Here is a 19,742-nt window from a genome sequence, read left to right as displayed (position 1 = left end):
GTAGAGTTACTGGTGATCAACCCAGTAGTCGTAAACCACTACTTCACCATAGTTATCAGGGTCGCCGGTTTCACTGCCTTCTTTATCGGCGTTACTTTGCGTGTAATTACCAATTTTGAAGTAGGCATCACCGTAACTGCGGTCCATTACGTAATCCGCCGAGCCGTCGCGTACCAGATATTGGCTGGCGTTGCCCGAGGCGTAGGCGCTACCTAAGTTGCCGTCCTCGCTGTAATAAACATAGTGCTTACCGTCAATGACATCGAAGATAACCTCGTGTGTTGTACCAAGGCTGTAATCGTTCGATACCGTCACGTCACTGCGCAGCTTACCGCCGTTAAAACTCAGGAACAGGTGGTTGTCTTCAAGGCGCAGTACCAGAGCATCGTCAATGCCTTCGGATTTATTGCCGTGAATTTGCGTGGCCACTAGGTGACTTTTGACGATGGGCAAATGAGTAATAGCCTGCTTAACGTACACGGTGTGCTGGCCCGAGGTGGTCCAGTAAATGTCTTTGCTGCCATCGGCTTCGCGCTCGCGCAGCTCAGAACGAATGTAGCTGGAGTTAGGAGTGGTACCATTGCCATCGCGCACTGGAGCAAAAAACACTAGGCCGTTGCCTTCGGCGTTAACATAAAAATACTCATTATTGTCTTCGCCGCACAGGGTTTTATCTTCTACGCCGTCTGGGTAGGTAATTTTCCACTGGTTGCAGTTGCTCATTAAGTCAGAGGGGATTTGGGCGTTGCCATTGTTGCCGCCGCCGTTATTTCCACCACCATTGTCGCCACCGCCGTTATCACCGCCGCCATTATCGCCACCACCGTCGGTACCGCCTTCGGCGCTCACGCTCATTTCAGTCAGCGAATTCCAAGTGTTAGCCGTGTTGCCGTAGCCAACGTAGCGAACATAGCGGGCGTCGCTTTCGGTTACGGCAAAGGTTTCTAAGGCGGTGGTGTTACCGCTGCTGGCGGCACCGAATAGTACGGTATCCCAGTTGGAGCCGTCGGTACTGGTTTGAATGTCAAACATGGAGTTGCGCTGGTCGCCCTTAAAAAAGGCGATGTTTACGCTGCCCACGGTTTGAGTGCTGCCTAAGTCCAGCTCCAGCCAGGCACCGTCGCCGTTGCCCGACCAGCGGGTGTCCAAATCACCATCAATCACATTTGCAGCCACATTACCGTCATCGGTACTGGCGCTTGCACTTATGCTGCCGCCACTGGTCGAACTGCTGGATGAAGACGAAGAAGATGAGCTGCTGGCACTTGAGGTTTGAATGTCGACCTCGGTAATGCTGTTCCAGTCGTTCGAAGTATTGCCATAACCGACAATACGTACATAACGGGCGTCTGAATTGGTGACATCAAAAGTTTGCTGGCCGTTGGTGCTGGAGGGTTGGTCGCCTGAAAAAACGGTTTGCCAGCTGTTGCCATCGGCAGAGGTCTGAATGTCCAGAGTTGATGTTCGCTGGTCCCCTTTGTAGAGCGCAATCTCGAGCGCATCCACTGAGTACACCGTACCCAGGTCGTACTCAATCCACTGGCCATCGCCCTGGGCGCTCCAACGGGTGGATAAGTTGTCATCCAGGGTGTTCTGCGGGCCGTTACCATCGTTGGCCGAAGCGCTTACGCTCACTGGTGTGGCGGCAAAGCTCGCACTGGCAGCAGACACGGCCACTACTGAGGCTAACAGTTTAAAAGTTGAGGGAAAATGCATAGATGTATTCATGGGTTAAGTCTCCTAATTTTTATAGGTATCGCTTTGGGCACGGCCACGTAAAAACGTGTCTGCCACGGCCAAAGCCAGAGCTGCTGAAGGAAATCGAAACGACTAAACCAGAACCTTTAATGACTGCGTGAGTTTGATTTATTGGTTTACTTCACATCAGCGTTGTCATACACCCAGGCTGGCAGTTGTATTTGCAGTGCATGACTTTGGTTGTCCGCGCAAACAGGCTGGCGTCAACCGGTGAGTAACGATATTTCATTTGCTTCCAATTTGTAAACCTATTTTACTTCCAATATTGTGACCAATCGCAGGTTTATCGGCTTTAGAAGTCGAGTGGCGCATAAACACACCAACTAGTATCGCTAATTGATAGGTATTGCTGGGGTAAGACGTAAAGTACCGGCTTTGCCGTTTGTTTTGCAGCGCGTCCAGCAGAGTTTAGGCGTGACGAGCATGTGTTGCTGGGTATGGGCGTAACCTTATCCGCTACCAGGAACCGTATTTATGGTTGTCTGTCTGCACTATGACGGTGTGAGTTTTATAGTGGTGTGGCTTGTACACACGACTTCGCGTTAACCCTTATATGGAATAACCCTATGAATGCTTCATCGATTTTAAAACAGTTAATGCAACAAGCCGGTGGTCAGTCTTCAGGCACAAGCGGTGGCATGGATTTGAATAAAATGATGGGCGGGCTAACGTCGCAGCTTACTGGTGGAAAAGGTTCAAGCGGTGTCGACTTAAAAAGTCTACTCGGTGGCGGGGCTTTGGGCTTGATGATCGGCTCAAAACGTGGCCGCAAAATGGGTGGAAAGGCACTAAAGTACGGGGCCATTGCAGGGGGGGGGTTACCTTGCCTGGAAGGCCTACCAAAATTCACAAGCCGGCGGTGCCAACAACTCAGCTCATCCGACTGAGCAACAGGGGTTGCCCATTGAAGATTTGCAGGGGCAGGCGCAAGAAAGACGCGGCCAGGAAATTTTACAAGCCATGATTATGGCTGCACGAGCCGATGGCCATATCGACGCTAAAGAACGCGTTAGGCTTACCCAGGAAATTGAAGCTCTTGGGTCAGACGACGAACTTCACACTTGGATTGAACGTCAGTTCGAGGCCCCTCTGGATGCTCAGGCTTTGGCACAAACGGCCGACTCTCCTCAAGCCGCGCGGGAGATTTATTTGGTTAGCGCTATAATTGTTGACGACCAAAACCCTATGGAAAGGGCCTGGTTAGATCAATTAGCCGGTGCCTTGGGTTTACCTTCGGAGGTGAAGAAGGCGTTGGAGCGACAAGTGGAGAACCAGTGAGGGGGTGGTAGCACAGCTTTTGGAGGTTGCGTGGCTAGGCGCAAAGCACGCCACACCCCACCTTCGGGTTGAATTCAGAGGCCGTTTGAGAGGCTGTGGCTTCGGTTTGCCTCTTTCACTTATTCCATGCCCTGATGATAGCTGGACCGGGCCGACCCAGGCCGCTTTTTAAGCCTGCGTCGGTGTGTCTGCCTATCTAAAACGTTAGTTACGGTATTCATCGATAGTAGGGCAAGAGCAAACGAGGTTGCGATCGCCGTACACATTGTCGATACGGTTCACCGAGGGCCATACTTTGTGAGTTTTTAACCAGCTGGCCGGCCGGCCGGCTTGTTCTCGGGTGTAGGGGCGCTGCCAGTCGTCGGTGAGTACATCGTCTTGCGTGTGCGGCGCATTGTGCAGGGCGCTTGCGTTGTAGTCCGCTTCGCCGTTTTCGATTTGTGCGATTTCTTTACGGATGGTGATCATCGCTTCAATAAAACGGTCCAGCTCTTCCTGACTTTCCGATTCGGTGGGTTCAATCATCAAGGTACCGGCTACCGGGAAGGACATAGTCGGCGCGTGAAAACCAAAATCCATTAAGCGTTTGGCGATGTCTTCTTCGGTGACGCCGCTCGCCTCTTTTAATGGACGCAAGTCCAGCAGGCATTCGTGCGCGACGAAACCCTCTGAGCCTTTGTACAAAATAGGGAAGTGATCGCCTAATTTTTTCGCTACATAATTGGCGTTAAGAATGGCCATTTTCGTGGCTTGCACCATGCCCTCACGCCCCATCATTTTTATGTACATCCAGCTGATGGGCAAAATGCTCGCTGAGCCCCAAGGCGCCGCTGAAATGGTGCCGTTGGCGACGTCGGTATCGGGCACGGGCTGAACCGGGTGCGCGGGTAAAAAGGGTTTTAGGTGTTCTGCCACACCGATGGGGCCCATACCGGGGCCGCCGCCACCGTGCGGAATACAAAAGGTTTTATGCAGGTTTAAGTGAGAGACATCGCCCCCGAATTTACCCGGTGCCGCGACGCCTACCAGGGCGTTCATGTTGGCGCCGTCGATGTAAACCTGGCCACCGACATTGTGTACTGCGGCGCACAACTCGGTAATACCCTCTTCAAACACCCCGTGGGTGGAGGGGTAGGTCACCATAATGCAAGCAATGCGGCTGGTGTATTCACTAATTTTCGCGTTCAGGTCTTCAAGGTCTACATTGCCTTTGCTGTCGCAATTGACCACTACCACTTTCATTCCCACCATTTGTGCTGATGCGGGGTTGGTACCGTGGGCCGACGCAGGAATAAGGCAAATATCGCGCTCAAATTCACCTTTACTTTCAAAGTATTTCTTGATGGCCACCAACCCCGCGTACTCACCTTGGCTGCCCGCGTTGGGCTGTAAGCTAACGGCGTCGTAGCCGGTGCACGCCTCTAGCATTTGCTGCAGTTGTTGGAACATAAGCGCATAGCCCTGGGCCTGATCAATAGGGGCAAAGGGGTGCAATTTGCCAAACTCGGGCCAGGTAACGGGAATCATCTCGGCGGTGGCGTTGAGCTTCATGGTGCAAGAGCCCAGCGGAATCATCGAGTGGTTAAGGGCGATGTCGCGGCTTTCCAGTTGTTTTAAGTAGCGCAACATTTCGGTTTCGGACTGATGGGTGTTGAACACCGGGTGTGTTAAGACGGCATCGGCTCGGCGCTGGGTGTGCGGTAATCCGGTCGCATCGACTTCTGCCAGCTCGTCTTCCAGCGTTTGCAGATTGAGACCATGGTCACCGGCACAAAATACATTGAGTAGCTGGCTTACATCGTTGAGTGTGGTGGTTTCATCCAGGCTGATGCCAATGCAGTCATCGCCCACTAAGCGCAGGTTGATCTGATTGGCCAGTGCGGTTTGGTAAATGGCGCGCTGAGCGTCGCCAACCTTAATGCACAAGGTGTCAAAAAAAGCATCGTGCAGCAGGTTAAAGCCGTGCTTGTTCAAGCCCAATGCCAGCAGGTTGCTGAGGCGCGCCACACGCTCGGCGATGCGGGTCAAACCTTCGGGGCCGTGATAAATCGCGTAGAACACGCTCATTACCGCAAGCAGTACTTGCGAGGTGCAAATGTTGGAGTTGGCTTTTTCGCGGCGGATGTGTTGCTCGCGGGTTTGCATGGCCATACGCAGCGCGGTTTTGCCGCGGCTGTCTACCGACACACCGATAATACGGCCAGGCGCGCTGCGCTTATAGGCATCGCGGAAGGCAAAAAACGCGGCGTGCGGGCCGCCAAACCCCATAGGTACGCCAAAACGCTGATTGGTGCCGATCACGACATCGGCGCCCATCTCGCCCGGCGATTTTAGTAGCATCAGCGCCAGTAAATCGGAGGCCACGGTCACCAGCGTGTTTTGCTCGTGTGCTGCGCCGATGATGTCCGTTAAATCACGCACCTGACCGGTGGTGCCCGGGTATTGCAGCAGGGCGCCAAAGCAGTCGGTATCAGCCAGTTTTTCGGCTTTATCGACAATCACCTCAAAGCCGAAATGCTCGGCGCGGGTTTTTACCACGGCGATGGTTTGGGGGTGAGTGTCGGCGGCAACAAAGAATGCATCAGAGCGATTCTTTTTGTTTTGTCGCTTGCACATGGCCATGGCTTCGGCGGCGGCGGTGCCTTCATCCAGCATGGAGGCGTTGGCTAAGTCCATGCCGGTCAGGTCGATGATCATTTGCTGAAAGTTCAGCAAACCTTCCAGGCGACCTTGGGCAATTTCGGGCTGGTAGGGGGTGTAGGCGGTGTACCACCCGGGGTTTTCAAGTACGTTGCGCAAAATAACGTTAGGTACGTGGGTGTCGTAGTACCCCATGCCGATAAAGTTTTTGAACACTTTGTTTTTGCCGGCAATGGTTTTTAATTCTGCCAAAGCTTCGATTTCTGACTTTGCCGCTTCCAGCTCCAGTGCTTCATTTAGGCGAATTTTCGCTGGTACGGTTTTCTCAATCAGGCTTTCCATAGACTCAAGTCCCAGTGTCTTGAGCATGGCCTCGGCCTGGGACGCATCCGGTCCGACATGACGGCCGATAAAGGCATCGTGATAAGCAAGTTCTGCCAGGGGGGCACGACGAAAGTCCTGGGTCATAGAAAGTCTCTTGTGTTGGGATTCAGTGTGTCTGGATTAGTGTATCTGGAGTTGATAATCGCAGCGGGCGTAAAAACCAGGCCCTGCAAAAGGGCGCAATGGTAGCAATTGGTGGCCTTTTGAGCAATTGAGAATGCCGCTTTCAGCCGTATGTTGCCAACATTGGGATTGGCCTATATTGTGCTGAGGAAGGATAATAAATGGCAGGCGTTGAGCGTATAATGCCGCGCCGAACTCAAGTGTATCGGCTGCAAGCCGCAACAACTCTCACCTTTGAGCATGTAAATGGAAATACCTGGCTACAAAATCATCGACACGCTTGGCGAAGGCGGTATGGCAACGGTTTATCTGGCCATCCAGGAGAGCTTTGAGCGCGAGGTGGCGCTCAAGGTTATGTCGCCCCAGTTGAGTAAAGATCCGAGCTTTGGTGAGCGGTTTATTCGCGAGGCCCGAATCGTGTCACGTTTGATGCACCCTAATATTGTCACGGTGTATGACGTCGGTGTGCACGACGGGCATCACTACCTTTCTATGGAGTACATTCCTGGAGAGGACTTAAAGGCGCAGCGCTACGACTTGCCGCTGGGTAATGCCTTGGCGGTGATTAAAGACGTTGCCCGTGCGTTGGATTACGCGGGGCGCAAAGGGTATATCCACCGCGATGTGAAACCTGAAAACATCATGCTGCACGCGGATGACGGCCGTGCGGTACTGATGGACTTTGGCATTGCTCGCGCAACGGATGTGGCCTCGGGCATGACTCAAACCGGCACCACCATGGGCACCCCGCATTACATGAGTCCAGAGCAGGCTAAAGGTGCGCAACTGTCCCCCTGCAGTGACATTTACAGCCTGGGTGTGGTCTTGTTTCAGCTGCTTTGCGGTCATGTGCCTTTTGATGCCGATTCACCGGTGGCGGTGGGCATTATGCACGTTTCTGAGCCCGTTCCGCGCCTGCCAGAACATCTGGCCGCCTTTCAGCCGATTATCGATAAGGTACTGGCGAAAAAACCGGTTCAGCGTTACCAGAACGGCAGTGAACTGATCGTTGATTTGGATGCGATTGATGCGAAAGAGGTTGAACAGATAGCTGCTCAAATGGTGACTCAGCCCCTACCAGAAGAGGTAGATGTAACGGCTACCACGGTGGGATCAGCGAAGTTTCAGGCCGCTCAGCTTGACACTAAGGCCGTAGCCCAGGCCACAGGTGACAATGAAGAGGGTATAGCGAGTGGCAGTAGCTTTAGTGTCAGCCACGCCGATAGCATTGGCCGAGCCGATACGACCATCGGTACATCCGGTAACAAAAGCCGGGGAGGGCAGATGGTGATAATAGCACTGATCCTGTTGAGTGTGGTGGCTGGCTTTTATTGGCAACAGATACGCCCGACGACCACAGCGGTTATTGCGCCCGAGCCCCCTGCCATTACGGTAAGCAGTGACAGCTCTGTAAGTTCAGAAAGCCAATCAGCGGTTAGTGTCTCGTCCCTCCAGTCCACCGCTGTCGCCTCCGCTAGCTCATCACTTGACTCTGTAAGCCAGGCACAACCCGTGGTGCCCGCACTTGATGGTGTTGCCGACACCGAGAAGTCACCGCCTAATTTTGATCCCGAGCTTGATACTCGCTTGCTGCAAGCACAGTTGTATTTGGATCAAGGCGCTGTGGATGAGCCGGTTGGCGCTAATGCTTTAGAAATGTATCAACGTATTTTGCAACGCTGGCCAGACAACAGAATTGCCGCTGAAGGTATTGAACGCATTTCTGCTCGCTACCAGCGTCGCGCCCGGGCGGCGCTGGAGTCAGACGATTTGGCGCTGGCGACAAAAGCGCTTGAGCGGGCACAGGAAATTAGCCCTGACAGCCCGGATACCCAAGCACTGGTGGCACAGCTGGAGTCTGCTCAGAAAAGCAGAGCGCGACAATTGCAGCTTACATTGACGCGTGCCACTCGACAGCTGGCCGCCGATAAACTGATAGCCCCGGCGGGTGACAATGCATTTGATACCTACCAGGAAATACTTGCGCAATACCCGACTAGTACTGAAGCCATTGAAGGGCTGGTGAATGTGGAGCAGGGGTTGTTGGGGCGTATCGACAGTATGATTCGTGGTGGGGCACTGGAAGAGGCCTCTTTGCAATTGGCCTCAGCCCGCGATCACTACCCGCAAAGTCAGGCGCTTTTGGCTCGTCGTTTGGAGTTGGACCAGCTGGTCGAATCGCAGCAGCCAAAAGTGTCAAATTTAAAGGTCTCGGCGGTAGCGTTTAATACGCTAGACCAGGCACAGCCCGAAGTCGTAACGCCAGATCGGGTAATTTACCTTGGCTTTAGTTACGCCAACTTTAACGGGAAGGATGCCAGCGTCATTCAAGCGGTATTGATGGATGGGGCGCGAAGTGTGCAAATTGCTCAAGTGCCGGTAATTGTCAGTGGAAGCAGCGGTACAACGTTCTTTCGCATCGAGCGACCGGTATCAGGTTTTAGCGAAGGGAGTTATCACGTCGATTTACTATTGGATGGGGTTCGCCTACACAGTGTGGCTTTTAAGGTTGGGCAATAAAGGTATACTGAGCCGGATTCAGTAAGAGGCGACCCATGAAGATTTACTCCTTAGCGGTATTTTTATTCGTCACCGGCACCTTAGCCGGATGCCAAACCCCGCCAAACATCAAACAAATGCAGGATGAAAACGCCCAGCTCAAGGCTGAGCTTACTCAATCCAAAGCTAAAGTTGTGGCTTTGCAACAGCAGGAGCGGCAACTGCAAAGTCACATCAATGAACTTAACCGGGTCATGGCGGTGTTGGATACAGAAAAAACCGTCCGGGTTCAGGAGTCCTCCGAATTACGAAGCCAAGTGCGGCGTTATGTGCAAAAGGAAATCGACGAGCTAAAGGCGTTTATGGTGCAAAGCGACTTACTGGATTTTGTGGGCGGAGAGCTGGTGCAACGCAATAGTATTGATCATCAGTCGATGCTGTTGGTGGATTTGGCAAATCCGATGCCTGCCTCTGGAACCTTAACCGGTGTGGGGGCACATTTTATTAAGCCTGGAACTTTTACCGTACAGGTACTGCGCCCGGTACAAGAGCACCTGCTGGTTATTTGGACAAGTTCAACGCTAACCGCGACTAATTCAGGAGTTTCCCAGGTTAACTTTCCGATCAGCGTCGGTGTTGAAAAGGGAGATGTGATTGGTTATGTGTTTCACCAGCCGGGTGTGGTGAGTTTTGATGAAGGAACAGGTAATACTCGCTACATCAGCGACGTTCCTAAACTGGGGCAATCTATAAAAGTTCGCTCGCTCGAAGGCAGCAGCGAAAAACGGGCCTATTCAGTAGGGGTGTACGGGCTGTTGAACTGAATCAGCGGTATGAAAAAGCGGGAAATGAAAACGGGCTGATTTTTGCCATTCAGCCCGTTACTGGTTTAGCGAGTTATGCTTATTCGTCGCCAGCCATTTTGGATTGCAAGTAGTTTTGGATGCCCACTTTCTCAATTAAAGACAGCTGCGTTTCCAGCCAGTCTACATGCTCTTCCTCTGATTCCAGAATGTTTTTAAGCAGGTCTCGGCTGACATAGTCCTGTACCTCTTCGCAATACGCCATGCCCTCACGCAAATCGGGAATCGCTTTTAGCTCCAGCTTCAGGTCAGATTCCAGCATTTCTTGCGTGTTTTCACCAATCAAGAGCTTGCCCAGGTCTTGCAAGTTGGGAATACCTTCTAAAAACAAAATGCGCTCAACCAGCATATCCGCATGTTTCATTTCATCAATAGATTCGTGATATTCGTGGTCTGCCAGCTCTTTCAAGCCCCAGTCCTTGTACATGCGGGCGTGCAAGAAGTATTGATTAATGGCAACCAGCTCGTTACCCAGTGCTTTATTTAAATGTGCAATTACTTTCGGATCGCCTTTCATGATCGACTCCTTACCCTTACGCGGTGGAAAACAGACAATAAGTGTGGGCCTGAATTGCGCCCTTGTCAAGCGTAACTCATTGATATGAAAGGGGTTTTTGAATGATTGGGAGAGGTGTTCTTATTCTCGTTTACACCTGATAAACAGCATCAGGCAACCGCGAAAAATTGCGGTAAACCTCCAATTTCCGGAATCTCTTGCAGAGTTTCATCGAGAATTTCACGAGTCAGCGAGGCACACTTTCCACACTGGCTTGCTACACCCAGACTTTTGCGCAGCTTACCCAGGCTGTGGGCACCATCGTGCACGGCGGCTTGAATTTGGCGATCAGTAATTCCTTGGCAAAGGCAAACGTACATAAGATTGAAGCAACCTGTTAGCGACCATAATCGAACTTCCGCGATGGTATTGCTAATGAGAATATATGTCAATAATTTGTGAGAATAATTGTTGTTTGGGTTTGGCGGTGTGGTTATAAGCCGATTTGAGGAGATCTCGATCAAATTGGTGCTCTGCCGAGCAGAGGTCAAAAATTAGCAATGATGCCTATATAGAAAATCAATATGACCCCAAAAAGAGGGTGTAATATAGTGCCCCGCAATCGGGCAATGGGTGGTTTATTGTCAAAGCGTTACCGCTTAGGGAGTGCCCGCAACATTGTCACACAAGTTTTACATACTCTTTGCGCATCAGGGTTGTTTTTACACAAACCAGCCCCACCTTTGCATGGAGTCAAATTCTCAGTCCGTTAACTTAGGAGATTAAGACATGGGCGTATTAGTAGGAAAACAAGTACCGGATTTTACTGCAGCAGCTGTTCTGGGCAACGGCGAAATCGTTGATGAGTACAAGCTGTCTGAAGCCATTAAAGGCAAAAAAGCAGTGGTATTCTTCTACCCGCTGGATTTCACCTTTGTATGCCCATCTGAGCTGATTGCTTTCGACAACCGCTTCCAGGCCTTCCAGGATCGCGGCGTTGAAGTGATCGCAGTTTCTATCGATTCTCAGTTTACCCACAGCGCATGGCGCAACACTCCCGTGAACGAAGGCGGTATCGGCCAGGTTAAATACACCATGGTTGCCGATGTTAAACACGAAATTTGCCAGGCCTTTGACGTGGAGTCTGAAGGTGGCGTTGCCTTCCGCGGCTCTTTCTTGATCGACGAAGACGGTGTGGTTCGTCACCAAGTGGTTAACGACCTGCCTCTGGGCCGTAACGTAGACGAAATGCTGCGCATGGTTGACGCTCTGGCGTTCCATCAGGAGCACGGTGAAGTGTGTCCCGCTGGCTGGCAGGAAGGTGATAAAGGTATGGACGCATCGGCCTCTGGCGTTGCTTCTTACCTGTCAGAGAACTCTGGCAAACTGTAAGCCTAGCTTTCACCTCGGTTTATTCCGCGAAAACCCGGCGTAAGCCGGGTTTTTTGTGCCCGTTGGTTTTGCTTATAACTAAAGTTTCGTCTTTGAAGTATTCCTGCCTGTAGCTAGAAGAAATTAACCTAATAAACTCATTGCCAAGCGCTGGGTTTGGCCTTTTAATGCGCGCGTTTTAGGAGCGGCTGATTCGGTTGGCTCCAACGGTTTTGGGGTGATTCGTTGCGGCGGGTTGCCCCTTCTTTTTTGCCGCAACAAAAAAGCCCAGGAGGCAAGTAATGAATGTATTTAATGGCGTGACCGACATAGCTGATTACTATCGTGCAGAGACTTTTGCGCGTATTAAAGCGTTTGCCGATCAGCGCGAAACCCCGTTTGTGGTCATCGACTTGCCGACCATTGCCAGCGCTTACGATGAGCTGGTGAGCAATTTTTCCTATGCGGATATTTACTACGCGGTAAAAGCGAACCCGGCAGAAGCGATTTTAAAACTGCTGCGTGATCGCGGTGCCAATTTTGATATCGCCTCGCGCTACGAGCTGGACAAAGTGATGGCGCTGGGGGTTGAACCTTCGCGCATCAGCTACGGCAACACGATCAAAAAGGCCGTCGACATTCGCTATTTTTATGAGCGCGGTGTGCGTTTGTTTGCGACAGACTCTGAAGACGATTTGAACACCATCGCCCGCGAGGCACCCGGTTCGCAGGTGTACGTACGGGTGCTGACCGACGGTTCGCAAACAGCCGATTGGCCATTGTCGCGTAAATTCGGCTGTGAAACTGAAATGGCGGTAGAGCTGCTGACCCTGGCGCGCGAGCTGGAGCTGAAGCCCTACGGCGTTTCCTTCCACGTGGGTTCGCAGCAGCGTGAAATCGGTAGTTGGGATGCGGCTTTGGCAAAAGTTAAGGTGATTTTCGAGCGCTTGTTTGAAGAGCAGGGAATCACCCTGAAAATGATCAATATGGGCGGTGGCTTTCCGGCCAATTACATCAGCCGCACTAACGATCTGGCAACCTACGCGGAAGAAATTACACGCTTTCTTCAGGAAGATTTTGGCGATGAATTTCCGCGCATTATTCTGGAGCCGGGCCGCTCGCTGATTGCCAATGCCGGTGTGCTGGTCAGCGAGGTGGTATTGATTTCGCGTAAATCGCGCACCGCTTTGCACCGCTGGGTGTTTACCGATGTGGGTAAATTCTCGGGGCTGATTGAAACTCTGGATGAGTCCATCAAGTACCCGGTGTATACGGAGAAAAATGGCGAGCTGGAGGGCGCTGTGTTGGCGGGGCCTACCTGCGACAGTGCGGATATTATGTATGAAAATTTCAAATACCCGCTGCCACTGGATTTGAGTTCGGGTGACAGGTTGTACTGGCTTTCAACCGGTGCTTACACCACCAGCTACAGCGCGGTTGAGTTTAACGGTTTTCCGCCCCTTGCCGAGTACTGCATCGACGAGTAAAGGGTGGTACATTGCCTCGCTTGCAAAGGAGTCCAGATGTGAGCGAGGCAAGATCCATTCAATTAGAGCCCGGCTGGTTGGCCGAGCTCGAGGGCGAGTTTGAAAAGCCCCACATGCAGGCGTTAAAAGCCTTTCTAAAGCGCGAAAAGCAGGCGGGTAAAGAAATTTACCCGCCCTCGGCACTCATGTTTAACGCGTTTAATTCCACACCTTTCGATCAAGTAAAGGTGGTCATCTTGGGGCAAGACCCTTACCACGGCCCAGGCCAGGCACACGGCTTGAGTTTTTCGGTGCCCGAGGGCGTGCGTCCGCCACCGTCGCTGCAAAATATGTTTAAGGAAATTGAGCGCGATTTAGGGTTTGCCAGACCGCCCCATGGTTGTTTGCAAAAATGGGCGGAGCAGGGGGTGCTACTGTTAAATGCCACTCTCAGCGTAGAGCAGGGCAAAGCCGGTTCGCACCAAAATCAGGGCTGGGAGCAATTCACAGATGCGGCTATTGATGCACTCAATCGCGGCCGCGAAGGATTGGTGTTTTTGTTGTGGGGCAGTTACGCACAGAAAAAAGGGCGCTTGATCGATACCCGCAAACACTTGGTGTTAACGTCGCCCCATCCGTCTCCTCTGTCTGCCCATCGCGGATTTTTGGGGAACGGGCATTTTGGCAAGGCGAATGCGTATTTGCGCAGCCGTGGTGTGACCGAGATTGACTGGCGTTTGTAATGTTCTGAGTGAGTTTTAGGTGTTAAAAAAAGCAGCCCGTGGGCTGCTTTTTTATAGGATGAAGCGGGGGTTACTGTAAAAGGGTCATCGCCGCTTCCATTTCAGCCGACAGGTCTTCGGCCTCGGCCATTTGCATGTCAGGGTCCATCCCCAAGCGGCTAAAGGCGGTGACTTTGTGGTAATCCACACGGCCTAGCGCGGTATCTGTGCCCAGGTAGCTTTGCAGCATAGCGACGGTAACAATGTCGGCGTAATCGGCTTTCTCGACCTCGCGATTAAACTTCATGTGCTGGGAGGGTACGTTGGCGATTTCGGCGGGAAAGTCCCAGGTTTTTAAAATCAAATCGCCGATAGCGCCTTGCAGCTGGAAGATCACTCGGTCCAGCGTCAGGCTGTCTTTCAGGAGCGAGGGGTGCTCTTCGGCGTAGGTGAGGATGGGCAGTACGCCGATACGGTGAATCAAGCCCGCCAAGGTAGCCTGGTCCGGACGCAGCTTGGTGTAATGGCGACATAGCACGTGGCAGATGCCGGCGATTTCACTGGAGCGGTTCCAGGTGTCTCGCAAACGTGAGTCCACTAAGTCTGAGGTGGCCTGAAACATCTGTTGCATGGCAAGGCCGGTGGCGATATTGCAGGTGTATTGGATGCCCAATCGCATGACGGCAGCTTTTAAATCTTCGATGGCTTTACTGGCGCGCATCAGAGGGCTGTTGGCCACACGAACAATGCGTGCAGACAAGGCGGCGTCATTGCCAATAACGCTGGTCAGCTGGTCCATGTTCGCGTCAGGGTCTTCCGCTACTTCTCGCACCCTCAATGCCGCTTCGGGCAAGGTGGGCAGCACCAGTCGGTCGGATTTAATGGCGGCGATAATGTCCTGGCGGACGGTGTCTACTACTTGACTCATCGGTTGTCCCGTTTTTGTATTTCAATCGCTATTGTCGGCTGAGGGAATGCTATAGGGCAAGCTTAATCGGGTAATGTGCCCGCCGGTTTCGCTCATTTGTAAAGAGGTATCGTCTGTTGCAGGCAGTACCGCCAGGGCTTCAAAGCCTTTATCGGTCGCGCTGGCCTGAACGATTTCCCCTCGGTTTTTCCCTTGTTTGTCCACAATCGAGGCCAGGCGTGCCGGTGGCGCGCCTAAGCCTTCAATACGGTACAAGTGCTTTTTTAACTTGGCTTTATAGTGTAAGCGCGCGACCACTTCCTGACCGGTATAGCAGCCTTTTTTAAAGCTAACCGCACCGATGAGTGGATAGTTTATATCCTGCGGCGTGAAGTGTTCGCTGGTGTCGGCGCGAATTTCGGCAATTCCCGCCTCGGTATCGGCAAGTTGCCACAAGGCCGTGTCCGCCAGTTGACATTGCGCCGCCAACTGGCTCCAGAGTGTCGCTGCGTGATCGGCGTTAACCCATAGCTCAAAGCGGTCTTTCCCTCGCTGTAGTACGATCGTGGAGTCTGTAGCGAGAAAGTGATTATCGGTCAGATCGGCAAGATTGAGCCCCGTGTTTTGCTCGATTAGCCTGCTTGCACCGGAGCCACTTAAACCAAAGGCGATCCACTCGCCCTCGGCTTCAGGTGTGACTTTAGAGAACACGGCGTATTTCTTCAGGTTGGATAACAAGGTTTCAACCAGATCGCCGCTGGTTTTTAACAGCAAAGTTTCATCACTGAGGGCTGCCAAAGTAAAGCTGGCGATCACCCGACCTTTAAGGTTGCACTGCGCCCCTAACAGCCAATGGCTTTGTTCCAGTTCACGTACGTCGCAGGTAACCTGGCCCTGCAAAAACTTACGCGCATCGGGCCCGGTTAAGGTAATAAAAGCCTGATGACTCAGCGGGCTTAGACGGGTGTCGGTATCTGCCGGGGCAGAGACATTTGGGGGGAAAGCAAAGCCGCCATCGTCGCGGCGCTTGGCGCCTTGATCGGCGAAAAGACCATGCCACAGGCTCATGCTGACTCCTTAGAGGATAAAACGTTTTATACGGCTGAGAGCGTGAGTTACTGACGCTTTATTGCGTCAGTAAAAACTCGATCAACGCTTTTTGTGCGTGCAAGCGGTTTTCTGCCTCTTGCCACACGGCTGAGTCTGGTGCATCCAACAGCTCGGCGCTCACTTCTTTGCCGCGGTAGGCGGGCAGGCAGTGCATAAACAGCGCATCGCTGGCAGCGTAACTCATTAACTCGGCGTTTACCTGATAATCTGCAAAAGCGCGTTCGCGCTCGTTTTTCTCGTCTTCCTGCCCCATAGAGGCCCAGGTATCCGTGACGACTAAATCGGTTCCTTGTACCGCTTCTTGGGGTGTTGCGCACAGTTTAACTCTGTCGCTGTGGGCGTTGATCAAGTCGCTGGAAGGGTTGAAACCCTCGGGGCAGGCGATGCGCAGCTCAAAGTCGCACATGGCGGCGGCGTTAATGTATGAGTTGCACATATTGTTGCCGTCGCCCACCCAAGCGACCGACTTGCCCGCCATGGAGCCGCGCAGCTCAACAAATGTTTGAATGTCGGCCAGTAGCTGACAGGGGTGGAAGTCATCGGTCAGAGCGTTGATTACCGGTACGCGGGAGAACTCGGCAAAGCGCTCAATTTTGTCGTGACCAAAGGTTCGAATCATCACAATATCGACCATTCGCGAGAGCACACGGGCCGAGTCTTCAATAGGCTCACCGCGGCCAAGTTGGGTGTCGCGCGGGGATAAAAACAGCGCGTGGCCGCCCAGTTGCGCCATGCCCGCTTCAAATGATGCGCGGGTACGGGTAGAGGACTTTTCAAAAATCATCCCCATTACTTTGCGCTCCAGTAAAGGTTGGGCGCGGCCCTCGTACAGTGCTTGTTTCATTTCGATGGCACGGTCGATGATCGACTTCAGCTCATCTTTGCTGATGTCGTTAAGGGTCAGAAAATGCCGCACTTTGTGTGTTGTCTGTGGTGCTTTGATTGCAACCATAGTAATGCCTTTACTGTTTTATTCGGTTGGTTCAAATTGCTCAACAAGCTGGACAACGCCGTTGACCAGTTCGTCGGTTTCTTCATCGGTCATGATGAAGGTAGGAAGTAAGCGGATGGTGTTGCCCGCTGTTACGTTAATCAGTAAGCCGATTTCCCGTGCCTTGGCCACCAGCTCCAGGCATGGCGCTTCAAGCTCGATGCCAAGCATCAAGCCATGGCCACGAATATCGGCCACTTTGGGGTTATCGCCCAGCTTGTCTTTAAACGCCTGTAGCATTTGCGCCCCGCGCGCTGCTACCCGATCAATCAAATCGCCACCGATCAAGGTGTCCACGACTGCCTCCGCCGCGTGACAGGCCAGCGGATTGCCGCCAAAAGTGGAGCCGTGATTGCCGGGGCCAAACACCTCTGCCGCCGCCCCGCGCGCCAGGCAGGCGCCGATAGGCACGCCGTTGCCCAGGCCTTTGGCGGTGGTGACCACATCGGGAAGGGTGTTGGTGTGCTGGTAGGCAAAGTATTTACCGGTGCGGCCGTTACCGGTTTGAATTTCGTCCAGCATCATCAGCCACTGGTGGCGATCGCACAGCTCCCGCAGTTTGGGTAAGTAATCTGCGTCGGGAATGCGTACGCCGCCTTCACCTTGAACGGGCTCGACCAGCACCGCGACAATGTTTTTGTGCTCGGCGGCCAAGACTTCGATGGCGGCAATGTCGTTAAAAGGGGCGCGCACAAATCCGGGGAGCAGGGGTTCAAAGCCCTGCTGGATTTTCGCGTTACCAGTGGCGGTTAAGGTGGCCATGGTGCGGCCGTGAAAGGCACTTTTCATGACCACTATAGCGGGGTTTTCTATGCCTTTGTCGTTGCCGTATTTGCGGGCCAGCTTGATGGCCGCTTCATTCGCTTCCGCGCCGGAGTTGGAGAAAAACGCTTTGTCCATCTGCGCTGTATGGCACAGCTTGTCGCCCAGCGCTATTTGCGCGGGAATGTTGTACAGGTTTGACACGTGTAAAAGGGTGTCTGCCTGCTCGTTAATGGCGCGGGTAACGGCCGCGTGTGAGTGGCCCAGGCCGCATACCGCGATACCGCTAATGCCATCAAGGTAGCTGTGGCCCGCATCGTCCCACACTCGGCTGCCCAAGCCCTTGGTTAGGGTAAGGGTTCTGGCACCGTAGGTGTTCATTAAGGTTGACATGAGCTTTCTCCAACAAAAATAAAACCCGAACCCGTTCAGGGGCTCTGGCTGTCATCAATTTTAGGGAATCTGGTTCTCGCGTCTTGCTGGGTTGGCGAACCTGCTCGGTTGCTGATCCCGGACGGGAGTGTAAGTCTGTTGCATTGGTAGCAGTGCAAACGAAAAAGCCGCCACAGCGCCGAAGGCGTTAATGGCAGCTTTGTTAGCGATAGCTCGCTTGCCTGCGCTAGTCTCGCCACCTTTATTGCGGCGGGCTCAAAGGGTAGTCAACAGACCAAACACCAAACGACCGATAGTATATGGAATCCTGAGGCTTGGCAAATAGCCGCCTGACGGTCCATTCGCAGGCTGGTAAGATGCCGCGTTTAATCCGTTTGCCGATAACATTGGGGGCGTAATGAACGCGATAGAACTGAGCGTCTTTGCCAGTCGCATGGCGGCAGTTTGCGATGAAATGGGCGCAGTGCTGAAGTGTTCGGCTTTCTCTCCCAATATTAAGGACCGATTGGACTTTTCCTGCGCACTTTTCGATGCGCAAGGCAGGCTTGCTGCCCAGGCCGCGCATATACCCGTTCATTTAGGCAGTATGGCCTACGCCATGGCGGACATCGTTAACGGCGTCGAGTGGGGGGAGGGCGATATGCTGGTTGTCAACGATCCCTACCTGGGCGGTACCCACTTGCCGGATGTCACGGTCATCGCTCCGGTGTGGCACGGTGGCCAGTTGGTGGGCTTTGCCGCTAACCGTGCTCACCATGCCAATATCGGTGCGACGTCTCCTGGCTCGATGCCGATTTCCCGAACCTTGGCCGAAGAGGGGGTTGTCATTGCTCCCACTCCGATTGTTCGTGACGGCAAAGTGGTAGAGTCGGTATTACGCCAATTGTGTGGTGAAGATGCTAGCGCCACGCATACGATTCAGGCTCGCGGAGATTTTTCAGCGCAAATCAGTGCCTGCCGACTCGGTGCTGAGCGGCTCAGCACTCAGGTGGAATCGATGGGGGTACAGAAGTACCAGCAAGCCCTATTAAAGCTAAATGATTATGCCGAGTGCCTGGCTCGTGAGGCATTACGCACGATTCCCGGCGGGAGGTATGTGTTTTCGGATGTTATGGATGATGATGGACTAGAGAATAAAGACATAGTTATCAGTGTGTCGCTAACGGTTCTTGATGGCCGTGTTACTGCTCATTTTGCTGGCACCAGTCATCAGGTTGCGGGCAACATCAACTGTCCCTTGGCAGTGGCAGCTGCGGCCGTATTTTACGCTTTGCGTTGTTTGATGCCCCCACAGACACCCGCGTGTGCGGGAACGTTTCGGCCCATTGAACTGCACGCTCAAGAAGGTAGTTTGGTCAATGCCCGTCGTCCCGCTGCTGTTGCGGCGGGCAATGTTGAGACCTCTACACGCATAGTGGATGTTGTTCTGGGGGCTTTGTCCCAAGCTTTACCTGAACGTATACCGGCCGCCAGCTCTGGGTCGATGAATAACGTGGCTATGGGGGCGGAGGCCAATACTACGCACCCTCGCTGGGATTATTACGAAACGAACGGCGGGGGTATGGGGGCGGGAAAACGGGGCGGTGGCTGGTCGGCCGTCCAGACACACATGACCAACACATTAAACACACCCGTAGAAAGTCTGGAAACTCATTACCCGCTTCGAATCAGGCGTTATCAGGTGCGCCGAGGTAGCGGCGGTGCCGGACTTAACTCTGGTGGGGACGGTTTGTTGCGTGAATACGAATTTTTAGCCCCGGCGCAAGTGACTCTATTGACGGAGAGGCGCTCACATCGACCCTGGGGGTTAGCCGGAGGTGAACCGGCGGCCCCAGGGGAAAACTGGTTAAATAATAAGGCTCTGCCCGCCAAAGTGGCCTTGTGTGTAAAACCGGGAGATTGCCTCACGCTGGCTACCGCCGGGGGCGGTGGTTGGGGAAAACCTCTTTTAGATGAAAAGTAAGCTGTTGGAGCCTGGG

15 protein-coding genes are annotated in these 19,742 nt (G+C 53.1%); 7 read left to right on the top strand and 8 right to left on the bottom strand.

Annotated features, from left to right (window positions below; translation table 11 throughout):
- Positions 1-6: 6 nt before the first annotated feature.
- On the bottom strand, positions 7-1,728 hold the full coding sequence (locus D568_RS21725; protein ID WP_020210543.1) for a polysaccharide lyase family 7 protein: 1,722 nt from the start codon (positions 1,726-1,728) through the stop codon (positions 7-9).
- A gap of 834 nt (positions 1,729-2,562) precedes the next feature.
- On the opposite strand from D568_RS21725, the gene D568_RS20390 reads away from it, so the two are divergent.
- Entirely contained in the window at positions 2,563-3,036 is a 474-nt protein-coding gene (locus tag D568_RS20390; protein WP_020210542.1) for a tellurite resistance TerB family protein, read from the top strand.
- A 204-nt stretch (positions 3,037-3,240) separates the two neighbouring features.
- On the opposite strand, the gene gcvP is transcribed toward D568_RS20390, so the two are convergent.
- A complete protein-coding gene (gene gcvP, locus D568_RS0115620; RefSeq protein WP_020210541.1) occupies positions 3,241-6,144 on the bottom strand; it encodes an aminomethyl-transferring glycine dehydrogenase in 2,904 nt (967 codons plus the stop codon).
- Between the two features lie 285 nt (positions 6,145-6,429).
- On the opposite strand from gcvP, the gene D568_RS21205 reads away from it, so the two are divergent.
- Both D568_RS21205 and D568_RS0115610 read left to right on the top strand, forming a co-directional pair.
- Positions 6,430-8,703 (top strand): serine/threonine-protein kinase, encoded by a 2,274-nt coding sequence (locus tag D568_RS21205; protein ID WP_020210540.1) that lies wholly within the window; start codon positions 6,430-6,432, stop codon positions 8,701-8,703.
- A 35-nt stretch (positions 8,704-8,738) separates the two neighbouring features.
- Positions 8,739-9,506 (top strand): hypothetical protein, encoded by a 768-nt coding sequence (locus tag D568_RS0115610; protein ID WP_020210539.1) that lies wholly within the window; start codon positions 8,739-8,741, stop codon positions 9,504-9,506.
- A 79-nt stretch (positions 9,507-9,585) separates the two neighbouring features.
- On the opposite strand, the gene bfr is transcribed toward D568_RS0115610, so the two are convergent.
- Together bfr and D568_RS0115600 are read right to left on the bottom strand one after the other, a co-directional pair.
- Positions 9,586-10,062, bottom strand: coding sequence for a bacterioferritin (bfr, locus tag D568_RS0115605; RefSeq protein WP_020210538.1), 477 nt, complete (start codon positions 10,060-10,062; stop codon positions 9,586-9,588).
- Positions 10,063-10,211: 149 nt separating this feature from the next.
- On the bottom strand, positions 10,212-10,421 hold the full coding sequence (locus tag D568_RS0115600) for a bacterioferritin-associated ferredoxin (protein WP_020210537.1): 210 nt from the start codon (positions 10,419-10,421) through the stop codon (positions 10,212-10,214).
- A 409-nt stretch (positions 10,422-10,830) separates the two neighbouring features.
- Between D568_RS0115600 and D568_RS0115595 the strand changes: the two genes are divergently transcribed.
- The 3 genes from D568_RS0115595 (at position 10,831) to ung (ending at position 13,621) form a co-directional block, all read left to right on the top strand.
- Positions 10,831-11,433 (top strand): peroxiredoxin, encoded by a 603-nt coding sequence (locus tag D568_RS0115595; RefSeq protein ID WP_020210536.1) that lies wholly within the window; start codon positions 10,831-10,833, stop codon positions 11,431-11,433.
- 281 nt (positions 11,434-11,714) lie between these two features.
- Positions 11,715-12,899 carry a type III PLP-dependent enzyme gene (locus D568_RS0115590; RefSeq protein WP_020210535.1) on the top strand — a complete coding sequence of 395 codons (1,185 nt, stop codon included), beginning with the start codon at positions 11,715-11,717 and terminating at the stop codon, positions 12,897-12,899.
- 38 nt (positions 12,900-12,937) lie between these two features.
- Positions 12,938-13,621, top strand: a complete 684-nt coding sequence (ung, locus tag D568_RS0115585) for a uracil-DNA glycosylase (protein ID WP_020210534.1) — start codon at positions 12,938-12,940, stop codon at positions 13,619-13,621.
- 70 nt (positions 13,622-13,691) lie between these two features.
- Here the strand turns inward: ung and D568_RS0115580 are convergent, their stop codons facing one another.
- Genes D568_RS0115580 through D568_RS0115565 form a run of 4 tightly spaced genes read right to left on the bottom strand, consistent with a single transcriptional unit; the run spans position 13,692 to position 17,763 of the window.
- Positions 13,692-14,528, bottom strand: coding sequence for an HDOD domain-containing protein (locus D568_RS0115580; RefSeq protein ID WP_020210533.1), 837 nt, complete (start codon positions 14,526-14,528; stop codon positions 13,692-13,694).
- Between the two features lie 21 nt (positions 14,529-14,549).
- A complete protein-coding gene (ygfZ, locus tag D568_RS20380) occupies positions 14,550-15,575 on the bottom strand; it encodes a CAF17-like 4Fe-4S cluster assembly/insertion protein YgfZ (protein ID WP_020210532.1) in 1,026 nt (341 codons plus the stop codon).
- A 58-nt stretch (positions 15,576-15,633) separates the two neighbouring features.
- Positions 15,634-16,569, bottom strand: a complete 936-nt coding sequence (gene argF / locus D568_RS0115570) for an ornithine carbamoyltransferase (protein ID WP_020210531.1) — start codon at positions 16,567-16,569, stop codon at positions 15,634-15,636.
- 18 nt (positions 16,570-16,587) lie between these two features.
- Complete coding sequence (locus tag D568_RS0115565; RefSeq protein WP_020210530.1) at positions 16,588-17,763, bottom strand: aspartate aminotransferase family protein; 1,176 nt, start codon at positions 17,761-17,763, stop codon at positions 16,588-16,590.
- A gap of 397 nt (positions 17,764-18,160) precedes the next feature.
- Here D568_RS0115565 and D568_RS0115560 point away from each other — a divergent pair, with 397 nt between their 5' ends.
- Complete coding sequence (locus D568_RS0115560; RefSeq protein WP_020210529.1) at positions 18,161-19,726, top strand: hydantoinase B/oxoprolinase family protein; 1,566 nt, start codon at positions 18,161-18,163, stop codon at positions 19,724-19,726.
- The last annotated feature ends 16 nt before the right edge of the window (positions 19,727-19,742 follow it).

The sequence above is a fragment of the Gilvimarinus chinensis DSM 19667 genome (assembly GCF_000377745.1).
Lineage (GTDB): Bacteria > Pseudomonadota > Gammaproteobacteria > Pseudomonadales > Cellvibrionaceae > Gilvimarinus > Gilvimarinus chinensis.
The sequence above is the reverse complement of the archived record's forward strand: the minus strand, read 5'-3'. Positions and strand labels throughout refer to the sequence as shown.

Excerpts from the sequence above, each read along its gene's own strand:
- D568_RS21725 (WP_020210543.1), bottom strand. The coding sequence starts at position 1,728 with ATGAATACATCTATGCATTTTCCCTCAACTTTTAAACTGTTAGCCTCA.
- gcvP (WP_020210541.1), bottom strand. The coding sequence starts at position 6,144 with ATGACCCAGGACTTTCGTCGTGCCCCCCTGGCAGAACTTGCTTATCAC.
- D568_RS21205 (WP_020210540.1), top strand. The coding sequence starts at position 6,430 with ATGGAAATACCTGGCTACAAAATCATCGACACGCTTGGCGAAGGCGGT.
- D568_RS0115610 (WP_020210539.1), top strand. The coding sequence starts at position 8,739 with ATGAAGATTTACTCCTTAGCGGTATTTTTATTCGTCACCGGCACCTTA.
- bfr (WP_020210538.1), bottom strand. The coding sequence starts at position 10,062 with ATGAAAGGCGATCCGAAAGTAATTGCACATTTAAATAAAGCACTGGGT.
- D568_RS0115600 (WP_020210537.1), bottom strand. The coding sequence starts at position 10,421 with ATGTACGTTTGCCTTTGCCAAGGAATTACTGATCGCCAAATTCAAGCC.
- D568_RS0115595 (WP_020210536.1), top strand. The coding sequence starts at position 10,831 with ATGGGCGTATTAGTAGGAAAACAAGTACCGGATTTTACTGCAGCAGCT.
- D568_RS0115590 (WP_020210535.1), top strand. The coding sequence starts at position 11,715 with ATGAATGTATTTAATGGCGTGACCGACATAGCTGATTACTATCGTGCA.
- D568_RS0115580 (WP_020210533.1), bottom strand. The coding sequence starts at position 14,528 with ATGAGTCAAGTAGTAGACACCGTCCGCCAGGACATTATCGCCGCCATT.
- ygfZ (WP_020210532.1), bottom strand. The coding sequence starts at position 15,575 with ATGAGCCTGTGGCATGGTCTTTTCGCCGATCAAGGCGCCAAGCGCCGC.
- argF (WP_020210531.1), bottom strand. The coding sequence starts at position 16,569 with ATGGTTGCAATCAAAGCACCACAGACAACACACAAAGTGCGGCATTTT.
- D568_RS0115565 (WP_020210530.1), bottom strand. The coding sequence starts at position 17,763 with ATGTCAACCTTAATGAACACCTACGGTGCCAGAACCCTTACCCTAACC.
- D568_RS0115560 (WP_020210529.1), top strand. The coding sequence starts at position 18,161 with ATGAACGCGATAGAACTGAGCGTCTTTGCCAGTCGCATGGCGGCAGTT.